Annotated in this window: 22 protein-coding genes; 17 read left to right on the top strand and 5 right to left on the bottom strand. The window is 62.9% G+C overall.

The genetic code is table 11. The features are described from left to right. Nucleotides 1-255: 255 nt before the first annotated feature. The 3 genes from aat (at nt 256) to infA (ending at nt 2,025) form a co-directional block, all read left to right on the top strand. Entirely contained in the window at nt 256-939 is a 684-nt protein-coding gene (aat, locus tag ACI2KG_RS04265; RefSeq protein WP_404660913.1) for a leucyl/phenylalanyl-tRNA--protein transferase, read from the top strand. A 57-nt stretch (nt 940-996) separates the two neighbouring features. Then, entirely contained in the window at nt 997-1,704 is a 708-nt protein-coding gene (locus ACI2KG_RS04270; protein WP_404660914.1) for an arginyltransferase, read from the top strand. A gap of 102 nt (nt 1,705-1,806) precedes the next feature. Continuing rightward, the gene (gene infA / locus ACI2KG_RS04275) at nt 1,807-2,025 is read left to right on the top strand and encodes a translation initiation factor IF-1 (protein WP_002553999.1); all 219 of its coding nucleotides are present in this window, start codon (nt 1,807-1,809) and stop codon (nt 2,023-2,025) included. Between the two features lie 168 nt (nt 2,026-2,193). Here infA and clpA read toward each other — a convergent pair whose 3' ends face one another. Both clpA and clpS read right to left on the bottom strand, forming a co-directional pair. After that, nucleotides 2,194-4,464 (bottom strand): ATP-dependent Clp protease ATP-binding subunit ClpA, encoded by a 2,271-nt coding sequence (clpA, locus tag ACI2KG_RS04280; RefSeq protein WP_404660915.1) that lies wholly within the window; start codon nt 4,462-4,464, stop codon nt 2,194-2,196. A gap of 30 nt (nt 4,465-4,494) precedes the next feature. Next, the gene (gene clpS / locus ACI2KG_RS04285; protein ID WP_009683116.1) at nt 4,495-4,857 is read right to left on the bottom strand and encodes an ATP-dependent Clp protease adapter ClpS; all 363 of its coding nucleotides are present in this window, start codon (nt 4,855-4,857) and stop codon (nt 4,495-4,497) included. Between the two features lie 230 nt (nt 4,858-5,087). Here clpS and cspD point away from each other — a divergent pair, with 230 nt between their 5' ends. After that, nucleotides 5,088-5,342, top strand: a complete 255-nt coding sequence (cspD, locus tag ACI2KG_RS04290) for a cold shock domain-containing protein CspD (protein ID WP_133979070.1) — start codon at nt 5,088-5,090, stop codon at nt 5,340-5,342. Between the two features lie 70 nt (nt 5,343-5,412). Here the strand turns inward: cspD and icd are convergent, their stop codons facing one another. Beyond that, complete coding sequence (gene icd, locus ACI2KG_RS04295; RefSeq protein ID WP_404660916.1) at nt 5,413-6,669, bottom strand: NADP-dependent isocitrate dehydrogenase; 1,257 nt, start codon at nt 6,667-6,669, stop codon at nt 5,413-5,415. 518 nt (nt 6,670-7,187) lie between these two features. Between icd and ACI2KG_RS04300 the strand changes: the two genes are divergently transcribed. The 11 genes from ACI2KG_RS04300 to ACI2KG_RS04350 all read left to right on the top strand — a co-directional run bounded on the left by ACI2KG_RS04300 (nt 7,188) and on the right by ACI2KG_RS04350 (nt 21,129). Then, complete coding sequence (locus tag ACI2KG_RS04300; protein WP_404660917.1) at nt 7,188-9,413, top strand: NADP-dependent isocitrate dehydrogenase; 2,226 nt, start codon at nt 7,188-7,190, stop codon at nt 9,411-9,413. Nucleotides 9,414-9,799: 386 nt separating this feature from the next. Then, entirely contained in the window at nt 9,800-10,240 is a 441-nt protein-coding gene (locus ACI2KG_RS04305) for an NUDIX hydrolase (protein WP_404660918.1), read from the top strand. A 58-nt stretch (nt 10,241-10,298) separates the two neighbouring features. Then, nucleotides 10,299-11,423, top strand: a complete 1,125-nt coding sequence (mnmA, locus tag ACI2KG_RS04310; RefSeq protein WP_404660919.1) for a tRNA 2-thiouridine(34) synthase MnmA — start codon at nt 10,299-10,301, stop codon at nt 11,421-11,423. Further along, nucleotides 11,420-12,046, top strand: coding sequence for a high frequency lysogenization protein HflD (hflD, locus tag ACI2KG_RS04315; RefSeq protein WP_201204149.1), 627 nt, complete (start codon nt 11,420-11,422; stop codon nt 12,044-12,046). The genes mnmA and hflD overlap by 4 nt, the downstream gene beginning before the upstream one ends. Nucleotides 12,047-12,289: 243 nt before the next feature. After that, nucleotides 12,290-13,660: an adenylosuccinate lyase gene (gene purB / locus ACI2KG_RS04320; protein ID WP_400620434.1), complete on the top strand. Its 1,371-nt coding sequence runs from the start codon at nt 12,290-12,292 to the stop codon at nt 13,658-13,660. A gap of 81 nt (nt 13,661-13,741) precedes the next feature. Further along, complete coding sequence (locus ACI2KG_RS04325) at nt 13,742-14,908, top strand: JmjC domain-containing protein (protein WP_400620431.1); 1,167 nt, start codon at nt 13,742-13,744, stop codon at nt 14,906-14,908. Beyond that, complete coding sequence (locus tag ACI2KG_RS04330) at nt 14,901-15,329, top strand: GNAT family N-acetyltransferase (protein ID WP_404660921.1); 429 nt, start codon at nt 14,901-14,903, stop codon at nt 15,327-15,329. Before ACI2KG_RS04325 ends, ACI2KG_RS04330 begins: the two co-directional genes overlap by 8 nt. A 229-nt stretch (nt 15,330-15,558) precedes the next feature. Then, nucleotides 15,559-17,514, top strand: a complete 1,956-nt coding sequence (locus ACI2KG_RS04335) for a DNA topoisomerase III (protein ID WP_404660922.1) — start codon at nt 15,559-15,561, stop codon at nt 17,512-17,514. Nucleotides 17,515-17,810: 296 nt separating this feature from the next. Next, nucleotides 17,811-19,100, top strand: coding sequence for an NAD(P)/FAD-dependent oxidoreductase (locus ACI2KG_RS04340; protein WP_404660923.1), 1,290 nt, complete (start codon nt 17,811-17,813; stop codon nt 19,098-19,100). 236 nt (nt 19,101-19,336) lie between these two features. Then, nucleotides 19,337-20,167, top strand: coding sequence for an alpha/beta fold hydrolase (locus tag ACI2KG_RS04345; protein ID WP_404660924.1), 831 nt, complete (start codon nt 19,337-19,339; stop codon nt 20,165-20,167). Between the two features lie 182 nt (nt 20,168-20,349). Further along, nucleotides 20,350-21,129, top strand: coding sequence for a TSUP family transporter (locus ACI2KG_RS04350; protein ID WP_404660925.1), 780 nt, complete (start codon nt 20,350-20,352; stop codon nt 21,127-21,129). On the opposite strand, the gene nudC is transcribed toward ACI2KG_RS04350, so the two are convergent. Together nudC and ACI2KG_RS04360 are read right to left on the bottom strand one after the other, a co-directional pair. Next, entirely contained in the window at nt 21,097-21,927 is an 831-nt protein-coding gene (gene nudC / locus ACI2KG_RS04355) for an NAD(+) diphosphatase (RefSeq protein ID WP_404660926.1), read from the bottom strand. The genes ACI2KG_RS04350 and nudC overlap by 33 nt on opposite strands. Before the next feature lie 36 nt (nt 21,928-21,963). Continuing rightward, nucleotides 21,964-22,776 carry a crotonase/enoyl-CoA hydratase family protein gene (locus ACI2KG_RS04360; RefSeq protein ID WP_400620409.1) on the bottom strand — a complete coding sequence of 271 codons (813 nt, stop codon included), beginning with the start codon at nt 22,774-22,776 and terminating at the stop codon, nt 21,964-21,966. A gap of 150 nt (nt 22,777-22,926) precedes the next feature. Between ACI2KG_RS04360 and nhaB the strand changes: the two genes are divergently transcribed. Together nhaB and ACI2KG_RS04370 are read left to right on the top strand one after the other, a co-directional pair. Beyond that, nucleotides 22,927-24,429 (top strand): sodium/proton antiporter NhaB, encoded by a 1,503-nt coding sequence (gene nhaB / locus ACI2KG_RS04365; RefSeq protein ID WP_404660927.1) that lies wholly within the window; start codon nt 22,927-22,929, stop codon nt 24,427-24,429. Between the two features lie 284 nt (nt 24,430-24,713). After that, nucleotides 24,714-25,259: a lipocalin family protein gene (locus tag ACI2KG_RS04370; RefSeq protein WP_404660929.1), complete on the top strand. Its 546-nt coding sequence runs from the start codon at nt 24,714-24,716 to the stop codon at nt 25,257-25,259. Nucleotides 25,260-25,284 lie beyond the last annotated feature (25 nt).

Raw genomic sequence — 25,284 nt, forward strand, 5'->3', positions numbered from 1 at the left:
CTTGAGTGGAGGCGACTTTCGTATGACTGCAATTTGAGCATGCATTGCCTTCTGTGACAAAGGCTTATGCTGTGTTTTTGCACAGGTGTGACCGCAAATGTAGCGGATGGTGCCTGTGGTTTCATGAATGTGTAGGAAATTGCCTATTTTGATTGCCTGTGGGAGCGGGTTTACCCGCGAAGAAGCCACAACGATTGACCCTGCCATGCGCGCAAGCCATGCTGACCTCTCCCCTCCCCCACCGCACGATAGACCATGCTCACCTGGCTGACCCGCGACTCGCTGACCTTCCCCCCCCTGGAAAAGGCCCTGCACGATCCCAACGGCCTGCTGGCCGCCGGCGGCGACCTGAGCCCCGAGCGCCTGGTGCAGGCCTACCGCCATGGCTGCTTCCCGTGGTACCAGGACGGCCAGCCGATCCTGTGGTGGTCACCCGACCCGCGCACCGTGCTGCTGCCTGGCCAACTGCACGTGTCACGCTCGCTGGCCAAGCTGATGCGCCAGGGCCGCTACCAGGTCAGCTTCGACAGCGACTTCCCGGCGGTGATCGCCGCCTGCGCGGCGCCACGCGATTACGCCGACGGCACCTGGATCACCGACACCATGCGCAACGCCTACTGCGCACTGCACCGGCGCGGTATCGCCCACTCGGTGGAAGTCCGCCAGGACGGCGAGCTGGTCGGCGGCCTGTATGGGCTAGCCATGGGCCAGCTGTTCTTCGGCGAATCGATGTTCAGCCGTGCCGACAACGCCTCGAAGGTCGGCTTCGTGACCCTGGTCGAGCACCTGCGCCAGGCCGGTTTTGTGCTGATCGACTGCCAGATGCCGACCAACCACCTGCACAGCCTGGGCGCGCATGCGATCAGCCGCGCCGAGTTCGCGGGTTACCTGGCCCGCCACCTCGACCAACCTAACAGCGCTACATGGGTGGTTGCCTAGGCGGTTTGCCAGAGCTGGCTTACACTTAAAACAAAGTCTCACCGATGGGGGTTGATCATGACAGAGTTGGCGCGGTTGAAGTTCTATGCCACTCAACCCCACTCCTGCAGCTACCTGCCTGACGAGCAGGCGACCACACTGTTCCTCGACCCCAGCCAGCCGATGGACGTGAACGTGTACGCCGACCTGTCGGAAATGGGCTTTCGCCGCAGTGGCGACCACCTGTATCGCCCGCACTGCCAGAACTGCAATGCCTGCGTGCCGGCGCGCATCCCCGCTGCGCGCTTCATCCCCAACCGCCAGCAGCGGCGCATTCTCAAGCGCAACGCCGACCTGACCGTGACCGCTGCGCGCCCGGCGTTCAAGGAGGAGTACTTCGAGCTGTACCGGCGCTATATCGAAACGCGCCACGCCGACGGTGACATGTACCCGCCCAGCCGCGATCAGTTTTCCACCTTCCTGGTGCGCGACCTGCCATTCTGCTGGTTCTACGAGTTTCGCCTGGAAGGCCGCCTGCTGGCGGTGGCAGTGTGCGACCTGCTGCCCAACGGCCTGTCGGCGGTGTACACCTTCTACGAGCCCCACGAAGAGCGCCGCAGCCTGGGCCGCTTTGCCATTCTCTGGCAGATCACCGAAGCCCTGCGCCAGGACCTGGAGGCGGTTTACCTGGGCTACTGGATCAAGAACTGCAAGAAAATGAACTACAAGACCCAGTATCGGCCTATCGAGTTGTTGATAAACCAGCGCTGGGTCACCCTCAACTGAAAGCATTGGCTTGACACACAGTTTTCGGGCATAATCCACGCCACTTTTTTGCCCGGTGCGGTTATGCGTCGGGCCTACACTGGATACCGAGGGCTCAACTGCATGTCGAAAGAAGACAGCTTCGAAATGGAAGGTACTGTCGTCGACACCCTGCCCAACACCATGTTCCGCGTGGAGTTGGAAAACGGGCACGTCGTAACCGCGCATATCTCCGGAAAGATGCGCAAGAACTACATTCGTATTCTCACTGGCGACAAGGTCCGCGTCGAGCTGACGCCGTACGACCTGAGCAAGGGCCGCATCACTTACCGTGCGCGCTAAGCTCCAGCCATGAAAAAGCCCGGCCATGTGCCGGGCTTTTTTGTGCCTGCAAGATCATAGGAGGCTGCCTTGCAGCCCATCGCCGGCAAGCCAGCGCCCACAAGTCAGCGCTCACACCCCCCTGTGGGAGCTGGCTTGCCGGCGATGGGCCGCAAAGCGGCCCCAATATTACGCCACCTCTGCAGTAGTCTCGAAGTCGAACACCAGTTCGCCATCGCGCAAGTCGACATGCACCACGCCGCCATGCTCGGCCAGCTCACCAAACAGGATCTCCTCGGCCAACGGCCGTTTGATCTTGTCCTGGATCAGCCGCGCCATCGGCCGCGCCCCCATCTGCACGTCGTAACCCGACGCCGCCAGCCAGCCGCGGGCGTCATCACTGACTTCCAGCAGCACCCGCTTATCTTCCAGCTGCGCCTGCAGTTCGATAAGGAACTTGTCGACGATGCTCTTGATGGTTTCGGTGCTCAGGCGGCCAAACTGGATAATGGTATCCAGGCGGTTGCGGAACTCCGGCGTGAAGCTCTTGCGGATCACTTCCATGGCATCGGACGCGTGGTCCTGATGGGTGAAGCCGATCGAGGCCCGCGCCGCGGTTTCTGCCCCGGCGTTGGTGGTCATGATCAGGATCACGTTACGGAAGTCAGCTTTGCGCCCGTTGTTGTCGGTCAGGGTACCGTGGTCCATCACCTGCAGCAGCAGGTTGAAGACTTCCGGGTGGGCCTTCTCGATTTCATCGAGCAGCAGCACGCAGTGCGGTTGCTTGGTGATCGCTTCGGTCAGCAAGCCACCCTGGTCGAAACCGACATAACCCGGCGGGGCACCGATCAGGCGCGACACGGTGTGGCGCTCCATGTACTCGGACATGTCGAAACGCACCAGCTCCACGCCCAGCGCCTTGGCCAGCTGCCGCGCCGCTTCGGTCTTGCCGACGCCGGTCGGGCCGGCGAACAGGAACGACCCGACCGGCTTGTCGGGCGCCTTGAGGCCGGCACGCGACAGTTTGATGGCCGTGGACAGCGAGTCGATGGCCTGGTCCTGACCGAACACGGTCAGCTTCAGGTCGCGCTCCAGGTTGCGCAGCAGTTCCTTGTCGGAGCTGCTGACGTGCTTCGGCGGTATCCGCGCGATCTTGGCAACGATGTCCTCGACCTGCGGCACGTCGATACGCTTGACGCGGTTGGCCTCCGGTTGCAGGCGCTGGTAGGCGCCAGCTTCGTCGATCACATCGATGGCCTTGTCCGGCATGTGCCGGTCATTGATGTAACGCGAGGCGAGTTCGGCGGCGGCGCGCAGGGCCTCGTCGCTGTACTCGATGTTGTGGTGGCTTTCGAAGCGCCCCTTCAGGCCGCGCAGGATGCCCACAGTGTCTTCCACCGACGGCTCGCTGACGTCCACCTTCTGGAAGCGCCGTGCCAAGGCACGGTCTTTCTCGAAGATGCCACGGAACTCCTGGAAGGTGGTCGAGCCGATGCAACGGATTTCACCCGACGACAGCAGCGGCTTGAGCAGGTTGGAGGCGTCCATCACCCCGCCCGACGCCGCACCGGCACCGATGATGGTGTGGATCTCGTCGATGAACAGAATGGCCTGCGGGCGCTTGCGCAGCTCGCCGAGCAGCGCCTTGAAGCGCTTCTCGAAGTCGCCGCGGTACTTGGTCCCGGCCAGCAGCGCGCCGAGGTCGAGCGAGTAGACCACGCTTTGCGCCAACAGGTCAGGCACCTGGCCGTCGACGATGCGTTTGGCCAGGCCTTCGGCAATGGCGGTCTTGCCCACGCCCGCTTCACCCACCAGCAACGGGTTGTTCTTGCGGCGACGGGCGAGGATTTGCGCGACGCGCTCCACTTCCTGCTCGCGACCGACCAGCGGGTCGATACGGCCGGCACGGGCCAGCTCGTTCAGGTTGCTGGCATAGGCGTCCAGCGGGTTGCTTGAAGAGGAGGTTTCGCCCCCCTCTTCGTCCTGCATGTCCTGTTCGCTTTCAGACTGCGAACCATGCCCAGGCACCTTGGAGATACCGTGAGCGATGTAGTTGACCACGTCGATGCGGGCCACGCTCTGCTGCTTGAGCAGGAACACGGCCTGGCTTTCCTGTTCGCTGAAGATCGCCACCAGCACATTGGCCCCGGTGACTTCGCGCTTGCCAGAGCTTTGCACGTGGAACACGGCACGCTGCAGCACGCGCTGGAAGCCCAGAGTTGGCTGGGTTTCACGGTCTTCGTCGTTGACAGGAATCAGCGGCGTGGTGGAATCGATGAACTCTTGCAGGTCATGCTTGAGCTTGTCGAGATTGGCGCCACAGGCGCGCAGAACGGTCGCGGCAGCCTCATTGTCAAGGAGTGCCAGCAGCAGATGTTCGACGGTCATGAACTCATGACGCTTCGAACGGGCCTCCTTGAAGGCAAGATTGAGGGTGACTTCGAGCTCGCGGTTTAACATAGCTTCACCTCATACCCAAGTGGTCGGCGATTAACCGTCCTTCTCGATTTCACAGAGTAGCGGATGCTGGCTTTCCCTGGCGTATTGGTTGACCTGCATAGCCTTTGTTTCGGCGATGTCACGGGTAAACAATCCGCACACTGCCCGCCCTTCTGTATGGACGGTCAGCATGATCTTGGTCGCCAGCTCGCGGTTCAGACTGAAGAACGTCTCGAGCACTTCGACGACGAAATCCATCGGCGTGTAGTCATCGTTGAACAAAACCACCTTGTACATCGGTGGCGCCTGCAGGATCGGCTTGGCTTCCTGAACCGCCAGACCGGAGCCATCGTCCTCGTTGGATTGAGGACGATCCTGATTGAATGTTAGTCGAATCTGACTGTGTGCATGCATGGAAAGAATTTCATCACATCGACAGGTTAAGGTTGTGGGTTGACCCTGCAAACGGCGATTGGTGCAGCCGCTGCATGACCTTGACTATCGGCAAAACGGTGTTACAACCAATAAGAACCCACCGTGGTCGATAAAGATCCGCGCAGTCAACCAGATTTTTTCGCAAGGTTCGTATGCGGATGAAGTGGATGATACTCCAGTGATGGAGTCCTTTGCAGAGGGACATAGGGATGGCAAGCGGTAAAGTCAAGTGGTTCAACAATGCCAAGGGCTATGGATTCATCAATGAAGACGGCGGAACCGAAGATCTGTTCGCCCACTATTCGGCGATCCAGATGGACGGCTACAAGACGCTGAAAGCCGGACAACCCGTGACTTTCAACATCATCCAGGGCCCAAAGGGCCTGCATGCGGTTGAAATCAAGGGCGTCACCGCCAGCGCTTCAACGGGAGTACCGAACTCATCCACGACCGCTAATGCGTGATCCCTGCTTTCTGCCGGTATACGAAGAAACCGGCCGCTTCTTTACAGGAAGCGGCCGGTTTTCTATTGGCTTACATATGCTTGATCATCGCATCGCCAAAGCCTGAGCTACCCACCAGCGTAGCGCCGTCCATCAGCCGCTCGAAGTCGTAGGTCACGGTCTTTGCGGCAATCGCGCCGTTGGTGCCCTTGATGATCAGGTCGGCCGCCTCGGTCCAGCCCATGTGCCGCAGCATCATTTCTGCCGAGAGGATCACCGAGCCCGGGTTGACCTTGTCCTGCCCGGCATACTTGGGCGCGGTGCCGTGGGTGGCTTCGAACATGGCCACCGTGTCGGACAGGTTGGCGCCCGGGGCAATGCCGATGCCGCCCACCTCCGCCGCCAGGGCGTCGGACAGGTAGTCACCGTTGAGGTTGAGGGTGGCGATCACGTCGTACTCGGCCGGGCGCAGCAGAATCTGTTGCAGCATGGCGTCAGCGATGGCGTCCTTGACGATGACTTCGCGCCCGGTTTTGGGGTTCTTGAACTTCATCCACGGGCCGCCATCGAGCAGTTCGGCGCCGAACTCATCCCGGGCGATTTCGTAGCCCCAGTCTTTGAAGGCGCCCTCGGTGAACTTCATGATGTTGCCCTTGTGCACCAGGGTCAGCGACTCGCGATCGTTATCCACCACATACTGCAGCGCCTTGCGCACCAGCCGCTGGGTGCCCTCTTTCGATACCGGCTTGACGCCAATGCCGCAATCCTGGTCGAAGCGGATCTTGGTGACGCCCATTTCCTCCTTGAGGAACTTGATCACTTTGTTCGCCTCGGGCGACCCGGCCTTCCACTCGATGCCGGCATAAATGTCCTCGGAGTTTTCACGGAAGATCACCATGTCGACGTCGCCGGGCTTTTTCACCGGGCTCGGCACGCCCTGAAACCACAGCACCGGGCGCAGACACACATACAGGTCCAGTTGCTGGCGCAAGGCCACGTTGAGCGAACGGATACCCCCTCCCACCGGGGTGGTCAGCGGGCCTTTGATCGACACCACGTAGTCTTTCACCGCATCCAGGGTCTCTTGCGGCAGCCAGGTGTCCTGGTCATACACTTGGGTGGCCTTCTCGCCGGCATACACCTCCATCCAGGCGATCTTGCGCTTGCCGCCGTAGGCCTTCTGCACGGCGGCATCGACCACTTTGATCATTACCGGCGAGACATCGACGCCAATCCCGTCGCCTTCGATATAAGGAATGATGGGGTTTTCAGGAACGTTGAGCGAATGGTCTGCATTGACGGTGATCTTGGTGCCGTCGGTCGGAACCTTGATTTTCTGGTATCCCATGCTTGCACTACTCCGCTGTCGGGTGTGGTTTGGACATCATGCGCTGCAATGAGCCTAAACCAGCTTTTCGCAGCTGCAAGCTTCAAGCGTCAAGTTGCAAGCTGATCACCGCGCGCCCACCATCCGCGCCCGCTCAACAACCCCGCCGAGCACAACCCACGAAGCAAGGGCTCTTGCAGCTTGCAGCTGCGGCATTACGCCACATTGCCGCTTAGTCTTTGGTCTTATAAATGGGCCGATATCACTTGGCCTTGCTGATTAGCCCGAATGGTTTGGTATACTCCGCCGCGACCGAAGGGTCATCGGGGCGAATCCCAGGAAAATGCGGACCGCCCTAGGCCATGAATGGCCGAAAAGCCTGGCCTGTTACCGCAGCTCAGCACTTGACGCTCGACTGATGCATCCACCATCACCGCTCGCAGCCTCTCGACTTTCCGCTCATGGCGTTGCCAGGGCGATGCGCCTACCCTGCGCACCACGAGACTCGAGCACGCTCAGCACACAGAGAGTTAACCCGCATGCCCACCCGTTCCAAGATCATCTATACCTTCACCGACGAAGCCCCCGCCCTCGCCACCTACTCGCTGCTGCCGATCGTCGAAGCTTTCACCGCTTCGGCTGACATCGCCGTCGAAACTCGCGACATCTCCCTGGCTGGCCGTATCCTTGCCGCCTTCCCGGAGCAACTGGGCGCAGAGAAGCAAGTAGGCGATCACCTGGCGGAGCTGGGCCAGCTGGCTACCACCCCTGAAGCCAACATCATCAAGCTGCCGAACATCAGCGCCTCGGTACCGCAGCTCAAGGCCGCGATCAAGGAGCTGCAAGGCAAGGGCTTCAACATCCCTGACTACGCCGACGAGCCGGCCACCGCGGAAGAAAAAGAATCCCGTGCCCGCTACGACCGCATCAAGGGTTCCGCCGTGAACCCGGTGCTGCGCGAAGGCAACTCCGACCGCCGCGCGCCGCTGTCGGTCAAGAACTACGCCCGCAAGCACCCGCACAAGATGGGCGCCTGGGCCGCCGACTCCAAGTCGCACGTTGCCCACATGACCCAGGGCGACTTCTACGGCAGCGAGAAAGCCGCACTGATCGAAGCTGACGACAGCCTGCGCATCGAGCTGGTCGGCAAAGACGGCAACACCACCGTCTTGAAAGAAAAGACCGCGGTCAAAGCCGCCGAAATCATCGACTGCGCGACCATGAGCCGCAAAGCCCTGAAAGCCTTCATCGCCGAGCAGATCGCCGATGCCAAGGCCGCCGGCGTGCTGCTGTCGGTGCACCTGAAAGCCACCATGATGAAGGTCTCCGACCCGATCATGTTCGGCGTCATCGTCGAAGAGTTCTACAACGACGTGCTGGCCAAGCACGCCGCTGCGCTGGCCGAAGTTGGCTTCAACGCCAACAACGGTATCGGCGACCTGTACGCCCGCATCAAGGACCTGCCAGCTGACAAGCAGGCCGAGATCGAAGCCGACATCCAGGCCCTGTACGCTCAGCGCCCAGCCCTGGCCATGGTCAACTCCGACAAAGGCATCACCAACCTGCACGTGCCGAGCGACGTGATCGTCGACGCCTCGATGCCGGCCATGATCCGTGACTCAGGCAAAATGTGGAACACCGCTGGCGAACTGCAAGACGCCAAGGCCGTGATCCCGGACCGTTGCTACGCCGGTATCTACCAGGCCACCATCGAAGACTGCAAGGTCAACGGCGCCTTCGACCCGACCACCATGGGCAGCGTACCGAACGTTGGCCTGATGGCACAAAAGGCCGAAGAGTACGGTTCCCACGACAAGACCTTCCAGATCAAGGCCGACGGCGTAGTGCGCGTGGTCGACGGGAAGGGCAACGTCGTACTGGAGCAGAACGTCGAAGCCGGTGACATCTTCCGCATGTGCCAGACCAAAGACGCGCCGATCCAGGACTGGGTCAAGCTGGCCGTCAACCGTGCCCGCCTGAGCAACACCCCTGCGGTGTTCTGGCTGGACCCGGCCCGCGCCCACGACGGCGTGATGATCGAAAAAGTACAGAAGTACCTGAAGGACCACGACACCGCTGGCCTGGACATCCGTGTACTGGCCCCGGTTGACGCCATCAAGTTCTCCCTGGCCCGCATCCGTGAAGGCAAGGACACCATCTCGGTGACCGGCAACGTGCTGCGCGACTACCTGACCGACCTGTTCCCGATCATGGAACTGGGCACCAGCGCCAAGATGCTGTCGATCGTGCCGCTGATGAACGGCGGTGGCCTGTTCGAAACCGGCGCCGGCGGTTCGGCACCGAAGCACGTGCAGCAGCTGGTTGAAGAGAACTTCCTGCGTTGGGACTCGCTGGGTGAATTCCTGGCGCTGGCCGCTTCCCTGGAGCACCTGGGCAACACCTACGCCAACCCGCGTGCCAAGGTTCTGGCCAACACCCTGGACCAGGCCACCGGCAAGTTCCTCGACACCAACAAGTCGCCGTCGCGCAAAGTCGGTGGTATCGACAACCGCGGTAGCCACTTCTACCTGACCCTGTATTGGGCCCAGGCGCTGGCTGCGCAGAACGACGACGCTGCCCTGCAGGCACGCTTCGCCCCACTGGCCAAAACCCTGACCGAGAACGAGGAGACCATCGTCGCCGAGCTCAACGCCGTTCAGGGCAAGCCAGCTGACATCGGCGGCTACTACGCCCCGGATGCCGAGCTGACCGCCAAAGTGATGCGCCCAAGCCAGACCCTGAACAGCGCCATTGCTGCCCTGTAAGGTTCGCTTGAAGTAACAGCCCAAACCCCGGCCACGCACCGGGGTTTGTGCTTTCTGGACATTGGGGCTGCTGTGCAGCCCATCGCCGGCAAGCCAGCTCCCACAGCCAATGTGCAACCCTTGAGCCTTGTGCAGTACCTGTAGAACTGAGAATGGGGCTGCTGTGCAGCCCATCGCCGGCAAGCCAGCTCCCACAGCCAATGTGCAACCCTTGAGCCTTGTGCAGTACCTGTAGAACTGAGAATGGGGCTGCTGTGCAGCCCATCGCCGGCAAGCCAGCTCCCACAGGTACTGTGAATGCCTCAGGCCTTGCACCGTACCTGTGGGAGCTGGCTTGCCGGCGATGGGCCGCACAGCGGCCCCGGCAATCTGAAAGGACACCGCAAATGACCTGGCAACCCCGCATCACCGTCGCCACCATCGTCGAACACGACGGCAAATTCCTCTTCGTCGAAGAATTCAAAGCCAACCAGCACGTCTTCAACCAGCCCGCCGGCCACCTCGAACCGAACGAAACCCTGCCCCAGGCCGCCCTGCGCGAAACCCTCGAAGAAACCGCCTGGGAAGTCGAGCTTACCGGCGTAGTCGGCATCTACCTGTACACCGCCCCCAGCAACGGCGTGACCTACCAGCGCATCTGCTTCGCCGCCCGCCCCGTGCGCCACCATGCCGACCTGGCCCTGGACAGCGACATCGTCCGCGCCGTGTGGCTCACCCGCGAAGAACTGCTGGCCGACCCCACCCGCTGGCGCAGCGAGCTGGTGCCCCGCTGCCTCGACGACTACCTGCAAGGCCCGCTGCACAGCCTTGACCTGCTGCGCGACTGACGCGGCGCTGCGGGTTTGATAGAATTGGCGTTTTTCCCCTTGATACACACCGGTACCCATGACCAGCCCAGCACTCAAAGACCCCGCCAAGACCCGCGTCATCGTCGGCATGTCCGGCGGCGTGGACTCTTCCGTCTCCGCCCTTCTGCTTATCGAGCAGGGCTACCAGGTGGAAGGGCTGTTCATGAAGAACTGGGAAGAAGACGACGGCACCGAATACTGCACCGCCCGTGAAGACCTGGCCGACGCCCAGGCCGTGTGCGACCGCATCGGCATCAAGCTGCACACCGCCAACTTCGCCGCCGAATACTGGGACAACGTGTTCGAGCACTTCCTGGAAGAGTACAAGGCCGGTCGCACGCCCAACCCGGACATCCTCTGCAACCGCGAAATCAAGTTCAAGGCGTTCCTCGACTACGCCCTGTCGCTGGGTGCCGACCTGATCGCCACCGGCCATTATGTGCGCCGTCGTGACACCGGCGCGCTCACCGAACTGCTCAAGGGCCTGGACCCGAACAAGGACCAGAGCTACTTCCTGCACGCCGTCGGCGGCAAGGAAATCGCCCGTACACTGTTCCCGGTTGGCGAACTGGAAAAGCCCGAAGTCCGCGCCATCGCCGAAAAGCACGGCCTGGCCACCGCCAAGAAAAAGGATTCCACCGGTATCTGCTTCATTGGTGAACGCCGCTTCAGCGACTTCCTCAAGCAATACCTGCCTGCCCAGCCAGGCAACATCGAAACCACCGAAGGTGAAGTGATCGGCCGCCACCACGGCTTGATGTACCACACCATCGGCCAGCGCCAGGGCCTGGGTATTGGCGGCCTGAAAGACGCCGGCGACGAGCCGTGGTACGTGCTGCACAAGGACCTGACCCGCAACGTGCTGGTGGTTGGCCAGGGCAACGAACACCCGTGGCTGTTCTCCCGCGCCCTGCTGGCTTCGGACATCTTCTGGGTCAACCCGGTCGACCTCAGCAGCCCGCGCCAGCTCACCGCCAAGGTGCGCTACCGCCAGAGCGACCAGCAGTGCACCCTGGAGCGGACCGAAAGCGGCTACCGCGCCGTGTTCGACGAGCCGCAGCGCGCCGTTACCCCGGGCCAGTCGGTGGTGTTCTATGACGGCGAGGTGTGCCTGGGCGGCGGTGTGATCGAAGCCGCCGAGCCGTGGAGCCCGCGCGCATGAGCAACCTGCAGGAGCAATTGATTGCCCTGGGCGGCGTATTTCAGGCCGCCGTACTGGTCGACCGCATCGCCCGTACCGGCCAGGCCGGCGAGGCCGACATCGGCTGCATGCTCGGCAGCCTGCTGGTGCGCGACCCCAAGGACACCCTGGAGGTGTTCGGCGGTGACGACCTGAACCTGCGTGACGGCTACCGCGCGCTGGCGGGCGCGCTGGAGCGCGACCCCAGCAGCCTGCAGCGCGAGCCGCTGCGCTATGCCCTGTCGATGCTGGGCCTGGAACGCCAGCTGAACAAGCGCGGCGACCTGCTCGACACCATCGGCAACCGTTTGCCGCAGATCCAGTCGCAGGCCGAGCATTTCGGCCTGGTTCATGAAAACGTCATCGCTTCCAGTGGAGCCTTGTACCAGGACACCCTCAGCACCTTGCGCCAGCGCATCCAGGTGCACGGCGACATGCGTTTCCTGCAGCAGGCTAGCAACGCCTCGAAGATCCGCGCCCTGCTACTGGCCGGCATCCGCGCCGCGCGCCTGTGGCGCCAGCTGGGCGGGCACCGCTGGCAGCTGGTATTCAGCCGCCGCAAGTTGCTTAACGAACTGTACGACATGATGCGTTCGCCTTCCTGAAGACGACGCCACCCCGTGTAGGAGCGGCCTTGCGTCGCGATGGGCCGCAAAGCGGCCCCGGCAATTGGTGCTGTGACTGAGATTTTGGGGCTGCTGCGCAGCCCTTTCGCGACACAAGGCCGCTCCTACACAGGCACCGCGACATGCTTTTTAGGCCCGACCTTTGGTCAGCCACCCGACCCGGGCGCAAATTTCATGTATGATATGCGCCCTTCCAAAAGCCTGACTGTCCGAGAACACCCCATGCAGCTTTCTTCGCTCACTGCGGTTTCCCCTGTAGACGGCCGTTATGCCGGCAAAACCCAGGCCTTGCGCCCCATCTTCAGCGAATTCGGCCTGATCCGTTTCCGCGCCCTGGTCGAAGTACGCTGGCTGCAGCGCCTGGCCGCCCACCCGCAGATCGGCGAAGTGCCGGCGTTCTCCGCCGAAGCCACCGCCCTGCTGGACAACCTGGCCACCGATTTCAAGGTGGAGCACGCCGAGCGCGTCAAGGAAATCGAGCGCACCACCAACCACGACGTCAAGGCGATCGAATACCTCCTCAAGGAGCAGGCCGCCCAGCTGCCTGAGCTGGCCAAGGTCAGCGAATTCATCCACTTCGCCTGCACCAGCGAGGACATCAACAACCTGTCCCACGCCCTGATGCTGCGCGCTGGCCGTGACGACGTGCTGCTGCCGCTGATGCGCCAGATCGCCGACGCCATCCGCGCCCTGGCCCACGCCCACGCCGACGTGCCAATGCTGTCGCGCACCCACGGCCAGCCGGCTTCGCCGACCACCCTGGGCAAAGAACTGGCCAACGTCGTGTACCGCCTGGAGCGCCAGATCGCCCAGGTTGCTGCCGTACCGCTGCTGGGCAAGATCAACGGCGCCGTGGGCAACTACAATGCCCACCTGTCGGCCTACTCGCAGATCGACTGGGAAGAAAACGCCCGCGCCTTCATCGAGGACGAACTGGGCCTGCAGTTCAACCCGTACACCACCCAGATCGAGCCGCACGACTACATCGCCGAGCTGTTCGATGCCATCGCCCGCTTCAACACCATCCTGATCGACTTCGACCGTGATGTGTGGGGCTACATCTCGCTGGGCTACTTCAAGCAGAAGACCGTTGCCGGCGAAATCGGCTCGTCGACCATGCCGCACAAGGTCAACCCGATCGACTTCGAAAACTCCGAAGGCAACCTGGGTATCGCCAACGCGCTGTTCCAGCACCTGGCCAGCAAGCTGCCGATCTCGCGCTGGCAGCGCGACCTGACCGACTCCACCGTGCTGCGCAACCTGGGCGTGGGCTTTGCCCACAGTGTCATCGCCTATGAAGCCAGCCTGAAAGGCATCGGCAAGCTGGAAGTCAACCAGGCCCGCATTGCCGCCGACCTGGACGCCTGCTGGGAAGTGTTGGCCGAGCCGATCCAGACCGTGATGCGCCGCTTCAACATCGAAAACCCCTACGAGAAGCTTAAAGAGCTGACCCGTGGCAAGGGCATCACCCCTGAAGCGCTGCTGACCTTCATCGACGGGCTGGACATGCCTGCCGACGCCAAGGCCGAACTCAAGCTGCTGACACCCGCTACCTACATCGGTAACGCGGCAGCCCAGGCCAAACGCATCTAAGCTGACCGTCGCGCACAACGCCCGGCCTGGCCGGGCGTTTTTATTCCCGGACGAAAATTACGTTTTTTCAATAGGTTGACCATGAATCCTGATACTCCACTGCAGCTGCTCGGCGGCATCTCGGCCCGCGAATTCATGCGTGACTACTGGCAGAAGAAGCCGCTGCTGGTGCGCCAGGCCTTCCCGGACTTCATCAGCCCGATCGACCCCGACGAACTGGCCGGCCTGGCCCTGGAAGAAGAAGTCGAGTCGCGTATCGTGCTGGAGCACGGCGCCCACCCGTGGGAACTGCGCCGTGGCCCGTTCAACGAAGACACCTTCGCCGAATTGCCGGAAAAGGACTGGACCCTGCTGGTGCAGGCCGTCGACCAGTTCGTCCCGGAAGTGGCCGAGCTGCTGGAAAACTTCCGCTTCCTGCCAAGCTGGCGCATCGATGATGTGATGATCAGCTTTGCCGCCCCGGGTGGCAGCGTTGGCCCGCACTTCGACAACTACGACGTGTTCCTGCTGCAAGGCGACGGCCAGCGCAACTGGAAAGTCGGCCAGATGTGCAGCAGCGACAGCCCGCTGCTGGAGCACGCCGACCTGCGCATCCTGGCCGAGTTCGAGCAGAGCGAAGAATGGACCCTGGAACCGGGCGACATGCTCTACCTGCCACCGCGCCTGGCCCACTACGGCGTGGCCGTGGATAACTGCCTGACCTACTCGATCGGCTTCCGTGCCCCGAGCGCCGCCGAAGTGCTGACCCACTTCACCGACTTCCTCGGCCAGTTCCTGCCCGACGAAGAGCGCTACAGCGACGCCGACGCCCAGCCGGTCAGCGACCCGCACCAGATCCAGCACGACGCCCTCGACCGCCTCAAGGCGCTGCTCGACAAGCACATGGGCGACAAGGACCTGCTGCTGACCTGGTTCGGCCAGTTCATGACCGAGCCGCGCTACCCGGAGCAGATCGCTGGCGAGGAACTGAGCGAAGAAGAGCTGATCGACGCCCTTGAACAAGGCGCCATCCTGATCCGCAACCCGGCTGCCCGCCTGGCCTGGTCGGAATTCGAAGACGACCTGCTGCTGTTCGCCAGCGGCCGCAGCTGCCCGCTGCCGGGCAAACTGCGCGAACTGCTGAAGCTGGTGTGCGCGGCCGACGCCCTGCACATCGAAAACCTGGCAGACTGGCTGCAAGACGAAGATGGCCTTATGCTGGTACAGCAGCTGGTCAAACAAGGAAGCCTGGGATTTGCCAATGAATAAGATCAGCGTTCGCCTCGCCGACTGGCACAAGGACAACGCCGACATCCGCCGTATTCGTGAAGCGGTGTTCGTTGCCGAGCAGCACATTCCGCCAGAACTGGAGTTCGACTCGGAAGACCACGAAGCCCAGCACTTCCTGGCCCTGGAAGGCGACTACCCGATCGGCACCGCGCGCCTGCTGGCCGACGGCACCATCGGGCGCATCTCGGTACTGAAGGACTGGCGCGGGCTGAAGGTGGGTGATGCACTGATGAACGCGGTAATCGTCGAAGCGCAGAACCGCGACCTGAAGCAGCAGATGCTCAGCGCCCAGGTGCATGCCACGCCGTTCTACGAGCGGCTGGGCTTTCGCGTAGTCAGCGAAGAGTTCCTTGAAGCCGGCATCCCGCACGTGGACATGGTGCGCGACTCGCGCGCCTGATTCATAAGCTGTACTGGCCTCTTCGCGTGCTTGCCCGCTCCCACAGGGACCCCACAACATCTGAAATCTGTGGAGATCCTGTGGGAGCGGGCAAGCCCGCGAAGAGGCCGGCACAGGCCAAAGACATCCCTGCTGACAAAAACCTGTACATCCATCCAGATAAAACTTGCCTCCGCGCCCCCGCTTGCGCATCCTAGTGCCCATCACCCCCGATAAAGCGTCCCCGGCCATGCGCCTGTTCCTCTGCGAAAAACCCTCCCAGGCAAAAGACATTGCCAAAGTGCTCGGCGCCACCCGCAAGGGCGACGGCTGCTGGCAAGGCACTGACGTCTGCGTCACCTGGTGCATCGGCCACCTGCTGGAAACCGCCCCGCCCGACAGCTACGACGAGCGCTACAAGCGCTGGAACCTGGCCGACCTGCCGATCATCCCGGACAAGTGGAAGATGCTGGTCAAGCCCAAGACCGCCAGCCAGTTCAAGGCAGTCAAGCGCCTGCTCGGCGAAGCACGGGAACTGGTAATCGCCACCGACGCCGACCGCGAAGGCGAAATGATCGCCCGCGAGCTGGTCGAACATTGCCGCTACCGCGGCCCGGTGCAGCGCCTGTGGCTGTCGGCACTGGACGACGCCTCCATCCGCAAGGCCCTGGCGCGCCTGCTGCCCGGCCACGAAACCTTCAACCTGTACCACTCGGCGCTGGGCCGCTCGCGCGCCGACTGGCTGATCGGCATGAACATGAGCCGGCTGTTCACCCTGCTGGGCCGCCAGTCCGGCTACCAGGGCGTGCTGCCGGTGGGCCGGGTGCAAACGCCCACCTTGCGCCTGGTGGTCGACCGTGATCGCAGCATCGCCGACTTCGTGCCGGTGCCGTTCTGGGCTATCGATGTGCAACTGGAACACGCCGGCCAGCGCTTCAACGCCCAATGGCGCGCCCCCGAAGACGCTTGTGACGATCAAGGCCGCTGCCTGAAGCAGGAACTGGCACGACAGGCTGCCGCCGACATGCACCAGGCCGGCACGGCCCGGGCCGTCAAGGTCGCCACCGAACGCGTACGCGAAGCGGCGCCGCTGCCCTTCGACCTTGGCACCCTACAGGAGCTGTGCTCGAAAAAGTTCGGCCTGGGCGCCCAGGAAACCCTCGACATCGCCCAGGCGCTGTACGAAACCCACAAGCTGATCACCTACCCGCGCAGCGATTGCGGCTACCTGCCGCAAAGCCAGCACGCCGAGGCACCGGGCATCCTCGCCGCCCTGCAACGTGCCGATGCCAGCCTGGCGCCCCTGCAGCCCTACCTGGAACCGCAGCGCCGCTCGCGGGCCTGGAACGACGCCAAGGTCAGTGCGCACCACGGCATCATCCCCACCGCCGCGGCTAACGACCCGTCGCGCCTGCCGGCCAAGCACAAGGCCGTATATACCCTTATCCGCGCCCGCTACCTGGCGCAGTTCCTGCCCAACCACGAGTACGACCGCACCCAGGCCGACTTCGACTGTGCCGGGCATGCCCTGCGCGCGGTGGGCAAGCAGATAGTCGAACCGGGCTGGCGCCGCGCGCTGCCCGAGGCGCTGACCCCAACCAAGAGCCGCGAAGCACCACCCGCCCAGGTACTGCCGGCCTTGCGCGAAGGCCAGGACTGCAGCGTGCAGGGCCTGCAACTGAAAGACCAGTGGACCCAGCCGCCCAAACCGTTTACCGAAGGCGACCTGATCAAGGCGATGAAGAACGTCGCCAAACTGGTGGATGACCCACGGCTGAAGCAGAAGCTCAAGGAAACCACCGGCATCGGCACCGAAGCCACCCGTGCCAGCATCATCCAGGGGCTGCTTGACCGGGGCTACCTGGTGAAGAACGGCAAGGCACTGTCGGCCACGCCTGCGGCGTTCAGCCTGATCGACGCCGTGCCGCGCGCCATTGCCGATCCGGGCACCACGGCAATCTGGGAACAGGCGCTCGACATGGTGCAGAGCGGTGAAATGGCCCTGGAAGAATTCGTCGCCCGACAGTCGGCGTGGATGGGCAAGCTGGTGGAGCGTTGCAGCGGCATGCGCATGACCATCAGCGGGCCGGCGGCCGGAGCGGCGCCGCCGTGGAAGAAGAAGCGGCGTAGTGGCGGGAAGGGTAGGACGGCAGGTGCCAAGACTGCCAGCAAGCCGCGGCAGACCCGGAGAAAGGCGGCAACCTGAAGCTTTTGCATTGTCGTTACTGGCCCTATCGCCGGCAAGCCAGCTCCCACGGGTACTGCGCAGTATTCGAAACCTGTGGGGATCTGTGAGAGCTGGCGATAGGGCCAGATCAGGTATTACACAGAATTCGAGACCTGTAGCGATCTTGTGGGAGCTGGCTTGCCGGCGACAGGGCCAGATCAGGCATTACATAACACTCAGGCAAACCACAAATCCTATCCGGCACATTGGCACCATGAAATTTAACTGCTAAGTTTTCATGAAAATAATCACAATAATTTTCATGAGGCCCATGCATGTTCAAGCAGTCCGCCCAGCACGTCGCCAGTTACTACGCCCAGACCTACCCCGCCAACATCCCCCTACGCCCTTCCCTGCTAGGTACCCACGACACCGAGGTGCTGATCATCGGCGCCGGTTTCAGCGGCCTGCACACTGCCCTGCGCCTGACCCAGGCTGGCAAGCGCGTGACCCTGCTGGAAGCCAGCCGGGTAGCCTGGGCTGCATCCGGGCGCAATGGCGGCCAGGCGCTGCTGGGCTGGTCGTGCGACATGCCGCCACTGGAAAAGGCCCTGGGCGTTGAACGTACCCAGCGCCTGTGGGCCAGCATGTGCTGGGCCGCCGACGAAATGCGCGAACTGCCCCAGCGCCACGGCTTCGACATCGACTACCGGCTGGGCAGCCTGTGGACTGCGGTCATGCCACGCCGGGTGAAACTGCTTGAACAGGCGCTGCACGAAGCACAACACAAATGGGGCTACGACGCCCTGCGCCTGATCGGCCGTGACGAGCTGCCACAATGGATTGACAGCCCGCGCTACCAGGCGGCGCTTTACGACGCCAAAGGCGCTCACCTCAACCCGCTGAAACTGGCCCAAGGGCTGGCCAGCAGCATCGAAGCAGCCGGCGGGCATATCCACGAACAGAGCCAGGTACTCAGCTATCATCAGGCTGGCGACGGCTATATCGCCCGCACTGAACGTGGCGAAGTACGCTGCCAGGTGCTGGTACTGGCCTGCAACGCCTACATCGACCGCCTCGACCGTAACCTGTCACGGCGCCTGTTGCCGGTCGGCTCCTACCAGGTAGCCACCGCGCCGCTGCAGGCCGATTTCGCCCGTTCGCTGCTGCCGCGCAACAGTTGCGTGATCGACAACCAGTTCGTACCCGACTACTTCCGCCTGACCCCGGACCATCGCCTGCTGTTTGGCGGTGGCTGCACCTACCTGGGCGGTATTCCCAAAGACGTCGCCAGCGCCACCCGCCCCTTCCTGGAGCGCGTGTTCCCGCAACTGGCCGGGGTGGCAATCGACTATGCCTGGGGCGGCCATATCGACTGCAGCCTGCAGCGCACCCCGGATGTTGGCCGTGAAGGCCAGCGCTACTGGCTGCAGGGTTTCTCCGGCCACGGCGTGCTGCCGACCCTGGCGGCGGCGCGGGCGGTGAGCGATGCCATTCTCGGAGACGATGACCTGCTGACGTTGTATCAAGGCATCGACAACGGCCGCTTCCCCGGCGGCGACCTGCTGGCCGCGCCGCTGGAGGCAGCCGCGAAAGCCTGGTACCGCATGCGCGACCGCGTCTGATCGGTTGACGCGGTCCCTTGTAGGAGCGGCCTTGTGTCGCGAAAGGGCTGCAGAGCGGCCCCGGCAATATCTGCGGCGAAGCTGAAAACTTGGGGGCGCTACGCACCCCTTTCGCGACACAAGGCCGCTCCTACAAGGGACCGCGCAGGCCTGGGCCATCACAATGTCCAGTGCCAAGCCAAAACCCTCCTATTCTCAATAGCTCCCTTCGCTTCCTGCACCCAGGAGACACCACCATGAGCTATGTAACCACGAAGGACGGCGTACAGATCTTCTACAAGGACTGGGGCCCCCGCGATGCACCGGTGATCCACTTCCACCACGGCTGGCCGCTCAGTGCCGATGACTGGGACGCGCAGATGCTGTTCTTCCTGGCCCAAGGTTACCGCGTGGTCGCCCACGACCGCCGTGGCCATGGCCGCTCCAGCCAGGTATGGGACGGCCACGACATGGACCACTACGCCGACGACGTGGCCGCTGTGGTCGCACACCTGGGTATCCAGGGCGCCGTGCATGTCGGCCACTCGACTGGCGGTGGCGAGGTGGTGCGCTACATGGCCCGGCACCCTGGCGACAAGGTGGCCAAGGCAGTACTGATCGCTGCCGTGCCGCCACTGATGGTGCAAACACCCGGCAACCCCGGCGGCTTGCCCAAGTCGGTGTTCGACGGTTTCCAGGCCCAGGTTGCCAGCAACCGCGCGCAGTTCTATCGCGATGTGCCGGCAGGGCCGTTCTACGGCTACAACCGCCCCGGTGTCGAAGCCAGCGAAGGCATCATCGGCAACTGGTGGCGCCAGGGCATGATCGGCAGTGCCAAGGCCCATTACGATGGCATCGTGGCATTTTCCCAGACCGACTTTACCGAGGACCTGAAAGGCATCCAGCAACCGGTGCTGGTGATGCATGGCGACGATGACCAGATTGTGCCGTATGAAAACGCCGGGGTGCTGTCGGCCAAGCTGCTGCCCAATGGCACGCTGAAGACCTACAAAGGCTACCCGCATGGCATGCCGACCACCCATGCCGATGTGATCAATGCGGATTTGCTGGCGTTTATCCGTAGCTGATGTGATCGCCTGTACCGGCCCTTTCACGGGCTCGCCCGCTCCCACAGGATTACGCTACCCATGTAGGAGCGGGTTTACCCGCGAATAGGCCGGCACTGGCCACACACCTCTCCCAGGATTACCATACCTCCCTTCTAGCGCGGCCCTTTGCCGCCCCTTGCCTCCCTGCCTGTCAAAACCCCATGCCCTTCGAACTCACCGTAGAACCCCTAACCCTGCTGATCCTGGCGCTGGTCGCCTTCGTCGCCGGCTTCATCGATGCCATCGCCGGCGGTGGCGGCCTGCTTACCACCCCGGCGTTGCTCACCGCCGGCATGCCGCCGCACCTGGTACTGGGCACCAACAAACTCAGCTCCACCTTCGGCTCGGCCACCGCCGGTTTCACCTACTACAAGCGCAAGCTGTTCCACCCGGCGCAATGGCGCCCGGCGTTGTTCGCCACCTTGACCGGGGCTTTGATCGGCGCAGTCATTGCCCACTACATGCCCGCCGAATGGCTGAACAAGATGCTGCCGGTGATCGTCTTCACCTGTGGCATCTACCTGCTGTTCGGCGGTACGCCAAAGGCACCGCTGGACGCCGACGCGCCCATCAAGAAAAAGTGGCAAGTGCCGCAAGGTTTCACCCTGGGCTTCTATGACGGCGTGGCAGGCCCGGGTACCGGCGCGTTCTGGACGGTCAGCACCCTGCTGCTGTACCCCATCGACCTGGTCCGCGCCAGCGGCGTGGCGCGCAGCATGAACTTTGTCAGCAACATCGCGGCGCTGACGGTGTTTATCATTTCCGGGCAGGTGGACTACATCGTCGGCCTGTGCATGGGCCTGTCGGTAATGGTCGGCGCCTTCTTCGGCGCACGCACGGCGATCAGCGGCGGCAGCAAGTTCATCCGCCCGGTGTTCATCACCGTGGTGCTGGCACTGACCGTACGCTTAGCGTGGCAGCACTGGTTCGGGCAATCCTGATCTTCTTGCGACATACAGGTCGATCAAATACCGGGCAATCGACCGCCCGGCCGGCAGCGGCGGCAGGTCGTGGACGCTGAACCATTTGGCGTCCTCGATTTCGTCCGGCTGCATGACGATATCACCGCCCGCGTATTCGGCATGGAAGCCGAGCATCATCGAGTGCGGGAACGGCCAGCACTGGCTGCCGACGTACTGGATGTTCTGCACCTCCACCGCCACTTCTTCACGCACTTCGCGCACCAGGCAGTCCTCGGCCGACTCGCCTGGCTCGGCAAAGCCTGCCAGGGTGCTGTACACCCCGGTGACGAAGCGCGGCGAGCGTGCCAGCAGGATTTCGTCGCCACGGGTCACCAGCACGATCATGCTCGGCGAGATGCGCGGGTAGCTGCGCAGGTCGCAGGGCTGGCAGTACATCGCCCGCTCCCAGCGGATTTGCGTCATCGCCTGGCCGCAGCTACCGCAAAAGCGGTGCTCGCGGGCCCAGGTGCCGATTTGCGCGGCGTAGCCCAGTACCTTGTAGAGGTCGAAGTCGCCTTCGAGCATGAACGCGCGTAACCCGCGCCAGCTGCAGCCTGGCACGTCAGTGGCGCTGCGCAGCTCCAGCAGGAACACCGGCTGGCCGTCGAAGTGGCCGATGCCGTGTTCACACAGCACGTCGAGGTCCTGGCGCTTGAGCCAGTCGCGGGGGAACAGCGCGCCGTTGGCGTCCACCAGGAACCCTTCCGGGCTGCGCGCCACGGCCAGCCCTCCGGTGATCTGCGGGTCGAGTACTGCGGTAGTCCAGCGTGCTGACATGTCGGGGGTTCCTTGACTGCGCGTCCCCCGGCCCGATCAGTCGGCGAACGACGGTTTCTGTTTGCTCATGTGCGCCGCCACGGCCACGCGCAGGTCTTCGGACTGCAGCATCGCGGCGTTCCAGGTGGCGATGTAGTCCAGGCCATCGTCGATGCGATGGTCGCGCATGTAGCTGAGCATTTCCTTGGTGCCGGCCACGGCGATCGGCGATTTTGCCGCAATCTCGCGGGCAATGGCAAAGACCCCATCCATCAGCGCAGCCTGATCATCATAGACCCGGTTGACCAGGCCGATGCGCAACGCCTCGTCAGCCGCTGCATTGCGCCCGGTGAAGGCCAGCTCACGCATCATGCCGTCGCCGATGATACGTGGCAAACGTTGCAGTGTGCCGACATCGGCGGCCATGCCCATGTCGATTTCCTTGATCGAGAACTGCGCGTCACTGCTGCAGTAGCGCATGTCGCACGCCGAGATCAGGTCGATGGCGCCACCGATGCAATAGCCCTGCACCGCAGCCAGGACCGGCTTGCGGCAGTTGTCGACGGCATTGAACGAGGCCTGCAGGCGCTGGATGGTCTTGCGCAGAAAACGCGCGTTGCGGCCCACATCCTTGCCCATTTGCCCGGCTAGCGAAGCCAGCATCATCAGGTCGATGCCGGCAGAGAAGTGCTTGCCGGCACCGCTGATCACCACCGCACGCACGGCATCGGTGTCGTCGATCCACTGGAAGATGTCGACGATCTCTTCCCAGAAGGCCGCGTTCATCGCGTTGACCTTCTCCGGGCGGTTGATCTGAACGTGGGCGATGCTGTCGGTCAATTCGACCTTGAACGCGCTGTACTCGGTCACGGGCTGCACTCCTGCGGGTGAAGGGTTCATAGCGCGGATGGTAACCCAGGCCAATGACCGTACTTGTGCCAAAAACGGGACTGCGCGCCTTGCCTAAGGCGTGCCGATACGGCAACGTGCGCCATCGCTGAATCATAAGGATACATATTCATGTCGCGCTCCCTGCCCGGCGCCCTCGCCCACGGATTCCTGGGCCAGTCGCCGCTTTGGTACAAGACTGTCATCTGCCTGTTCCTGGTACTCAACCCGCTGCTGCTGGTAACCGTCGGCCCGGTTGCGGCCGGTTGGGCGCTGGTGATCGAGTTCATCTTCACCCTGGGCATGGCACTGAAGTGCTACCCGCTGATGCCCGGTGGGCTGTTGCTGGTCGAAGCCCTGTTGTTGCAGATGACCACGCCACAGGCGCTGTACGAAGAGTTGCAGCACAACTTTCCGGTGCTTTTGCTGCTGATGTTCATGGTGGCCGGCATCCATTTCATGAAGGAACTGCTGCTGTTCCTGTTCTCGCGCATTTTGCTGGGCGTGCGCTCGAAAGCCATGCTGTCGCTGCTGTTTTGCGTGCTGTCGGCGTTTCTTTCGGCGTTTCTTGACGCGCTGACCGTGACGGCGGTAATCATCAGTGCGGCGGTCGGCTTCTATGCGGTGTACCACCGCGTTGCGTCCGGGGCCAACCCACGCGAGGACAGCGCACTGGACAGCGACCAGCAGATCGCCCCGTTGCACCGTGACGACCTGGACCAGTTCCGCGCCTTCCTGCGCAGCCTGCTGATGCATGGCGCGGTGGGTACTGCCCTGGGCGGTGTGTGTACGCTGGTGGGCGAGCCGCAGAACCTGTTGATTGGCCATGAGATGGGTTGGCATTTCGCCGACTTCTTCTTCAAGGTGGCACCGGTATCGCTGCCGGTGCTCGGCGCCGGCCTGCTGACCTGTGTGTTGCTGGAGAAGCTGCGCATGTTTGGCTACGGCACGCTGATGCCTGAGCCGGTGCGCCAGGTACTGGCTGCCTATGCCGCCGAGGACGACGCCGCGCGTACCCAGGCCCAGCGCGTCGCGCTGTGGGTGCAAGGCTTGGCCGCACTGATCCTGATCGTATGCCTGGGGCTGCATGTGGCCGAGGTTGGCCTGATCGGCCTGATGGTGATTGTACTGATCACCGCGTTTACCGGCATCACCGACGAACACCGCCTGGGTCGCGCTTTCCAGGACGCCATGCCGTTCACCTCGTTGCTGGTGGTGTTCTTTGCCGTTGTGGCGGTGATTCACCAACAGCAGCTGTTCAGCCCGTTGATCAGCTGGGTGCTGACGCTGCCGGCTGATCAACAGCCGGGCATGTTGTACCTGGCCAATGGCTTGCTGTCGGCGATCAGTGACAACGTGTTTGTCGCCACCATCTATATCACCGAGGTGAAACAGGCGTTTCTCAATGGTGGCATGAGCCGCGAGCACTTCGAGACGCTGGCGGTGGCGATCAACACCGGTACCAACCTGCCTAGCGTGGCGACCCCGAATGGGCAGGCGGCGTTCCTGTTCCTGCTGACCTCGGCGATTGCGCCGCTGATCCGGCTGTCGTATGGACGGATGGTGTGGATGGCGTTGCCTTATACCGTTGTGATGGGTGGGTTGGGGTGGTGGGCGGTGACTTACTGGCTTTGATGTAGGCCTGCACTGGCCCTATCGCCGGCAAGCCAGCTCCCACAGGTACTGCATTGCCCTGGAGCGCTGTGGAGAACCTGTGGGAGCTGGCTTGCCGGCGATAGGGCCAGTGCAGACAGAACGAAATGCCCTCTCGATAATGCTCGCTGCCATTCGACTATCCCAGGCCTACAGCCACCCCGGCTTCCACCAGCTCGTTCGATTGAGTTCAATTGCATACAACTTTTGCCCCGCGCCGGTATCAAAGCACAGGCAAGCCCCCATCCGCTTCAAGGAGGTCGACCATGGCGCTGCGCACCACACTGCTGCTTTCCTGCATGACCCTGGCCCTGCTCGGCTGCGCAGGCAACGATCACCCGGCGCCGCCGCGCACGCAGCAGGTCGACCTGCAACGCTACCAGGGCACCTGGTATGAACTGGCGCGGTTGCCGATGTTCTTCCAGCGCAACTGTGTGCAGTCCGAGGCGCACTATGGCCTGCGCGAGGATGGCCGTATCGACGTGACCAACCGCTGCCAGGAAAAGGACGGTCAGTGGAATGAAGCCAAAGGCATCGCAGAAGCCCAGCAACCGGGCAGCACCGACAAGCTGTGGGTGCGCTTCGACAACTGGTTCAGCCGCCTGGCCCCCGACCTGACCAAAGGCGAGTACTGGGTGCTTTATCACGACAAGGACTACCGCGTGGCGCTGGTCGGCCACCCCAACCGCGAGTACCTGTGGCTGCTTTCGCGCACGCCTGCGGTCACCGACCAGCAACGCGAACAGCTGCTGACGATTGCCCGCGAACAGGGCTATGACACCAGCAAGCTGATCTGGCGCCAGGCCGAGTAGCGGGCCATCGACGGTTTGCGGCATT

It is taken from the genome of Pseudomonas sp. NPDC089407, assembly GCF_044900445.1.
Classification (GTDB): Bacteria; Pseudomonadota; Gammaproteobacteria; order Pseudomonadales; family Pseudomonadaceae; genus Aquipseudomonas.

Excerpts from the sequence above, each read along its gene's own strand:
- aat (WP_404660913.1), top strand. The coding sequence starts at position 256 with ATGCTCACCTGGCTGACCCGCGACTCGCTGACCTTCCCCCCCCTGGAA.
- ACI2KG_RS04350 (WP_404660925.1), top strand. The coding sequence starts at position 20,350 with ATGCCCTTCGAACTCACCGTAGAACCCCTAACCCTGCTGATCCTGGCG.
- nhaB (WP_404660927.1), top strand. The coding sequence starts at position 22,927 with ATGTCGCGCTCCCTGCCCGGCGCCCTCGCCCACGGATTCCTGGGCCAG.
- ACI2KG_RS04305 (WP_404660918.1), top strand. The coding sequence starts at position 9,800 with ATGACCTGGCAACCCCGCATCACCGTCGCCACCATCGTCGAACACGAC.
- purB (WP_400620434.1), top strand. The coding sequence starts at position 12,290 with ATGCAGCTTTCTTCGCTCACTGCGGTTTCCCCTGTAGACGGCCGTTAT.
- hflD (WP_201204149.1), top strand. The coding sequence starts at position 11,420 with ATGAGCAACCTGCAGGAGCAATTGATTGCCCTGGGCGGCGTATTTCAG.
- ACI2KG_RS04330 (WP_404660921.1), top strand. The coding sequence starts at position 14,901 with ATGAATAAGATCAGCGTTCGCCTCGCCGACTGGCACAAGGACAACGCC.
- clpS (WP_009683116.1), bottom strand. The coding sequence starts at position 4,857 with ATGCATGCACACAGTCAGATTCGACTAACATTCAATCAGGATCGTCCT.
- ACI2KG_RS04345 (WP_404660924.1), top strand. The coding sequence starts at position 19,337 with ATGAGCTATGTAACCACGAAGGACGGCGTACAGATCTTCTACAAGGAC.
- cspD (WP_133979070.1), top strand. The coding sequence starts at position 5,088 with ATGGCAAGCGGTAAAGTCAAGTGGTTCAACAATGCCAAGGGCTATGGA.
- mnmA (WP_404660919.1), top strand. The coding sequence starts at position 10,299 with ATGACCAGCCCAGCACTCAAAGACCCCGCCAAGACCCGCGTCATCGTC.
- clpA (WP_404660915.1), bottom strand. The coding sequence starts at position 4,464 with ATGTTAAACCGCGAGCTCGAAGTCACCCTCAATCTTGCCTTCAAGGAG.
- infA (WP_002553999.1), top strand. The coding sequence starts at position 1,807 with ATGTCGAAAGAAGACAGCTTCGAAATGGAAGGTACTGTCGTCGACACC.
- nudC (WP_404660926.1), bottom strand. The coding sequence starts at position 21,927 with ATGTCAGCACGCTGGACTACCGCAGTACTCGACCCGCAGATCACCGGA.
- icd (WP_404660916.1), bottom strand. The coding sequence starts at position 6,669 with ATGGGATACCAGAAAATCAAGGTTCCGACCGACGGCACCAAGATCACC.
- ACI2KG_RS04325 (WP_400620431.1), top strand. The coding sequence starts at position 13,742 with ATGAATCCTGATACTCCACTGCAGCTGCTCGGCGGCATCTCGGCCCGC.
- ACI2KG_RS04340 (WP_404660923.1), top strand. The coding sequence starts at position 17,811 with ATGTTCAAGCAGTCCGCCCAGCACGTCGCCAGTTACTACGCCCAGACC.
- ACI2KG_RS04270 (WP_404660914.1), top strand. The coding sequence starts at position 997 with ATGACAGAGTTGGCGCGGTTGAAGTTCTATGCCACTCAACCCCACTCC.
- ACI2KG_RS04335 (WP_404660922.1), top strand. The coding sequence starts at position 15,559 with ATGCGCCTGTTCCTCTGCGAAAAACCCTCCCAGGCAAAAGACATTGCC.
- ACI2KG_RS04370 (WP_404660929.1), top strand. The coding sequence starts at position 24,714 with ATGGCGCTGCGCACCACACTGCTGCTTTCCTGCATGACCCTGGCCCTG.
- ACI2KG_RS04300 (WP_404660917.1), top strand. The coding sequence starts at position 7,188 with ATGCCCACCCGTTCCAAGATCATCTATACCTTCACCGACGAAGCCCCC.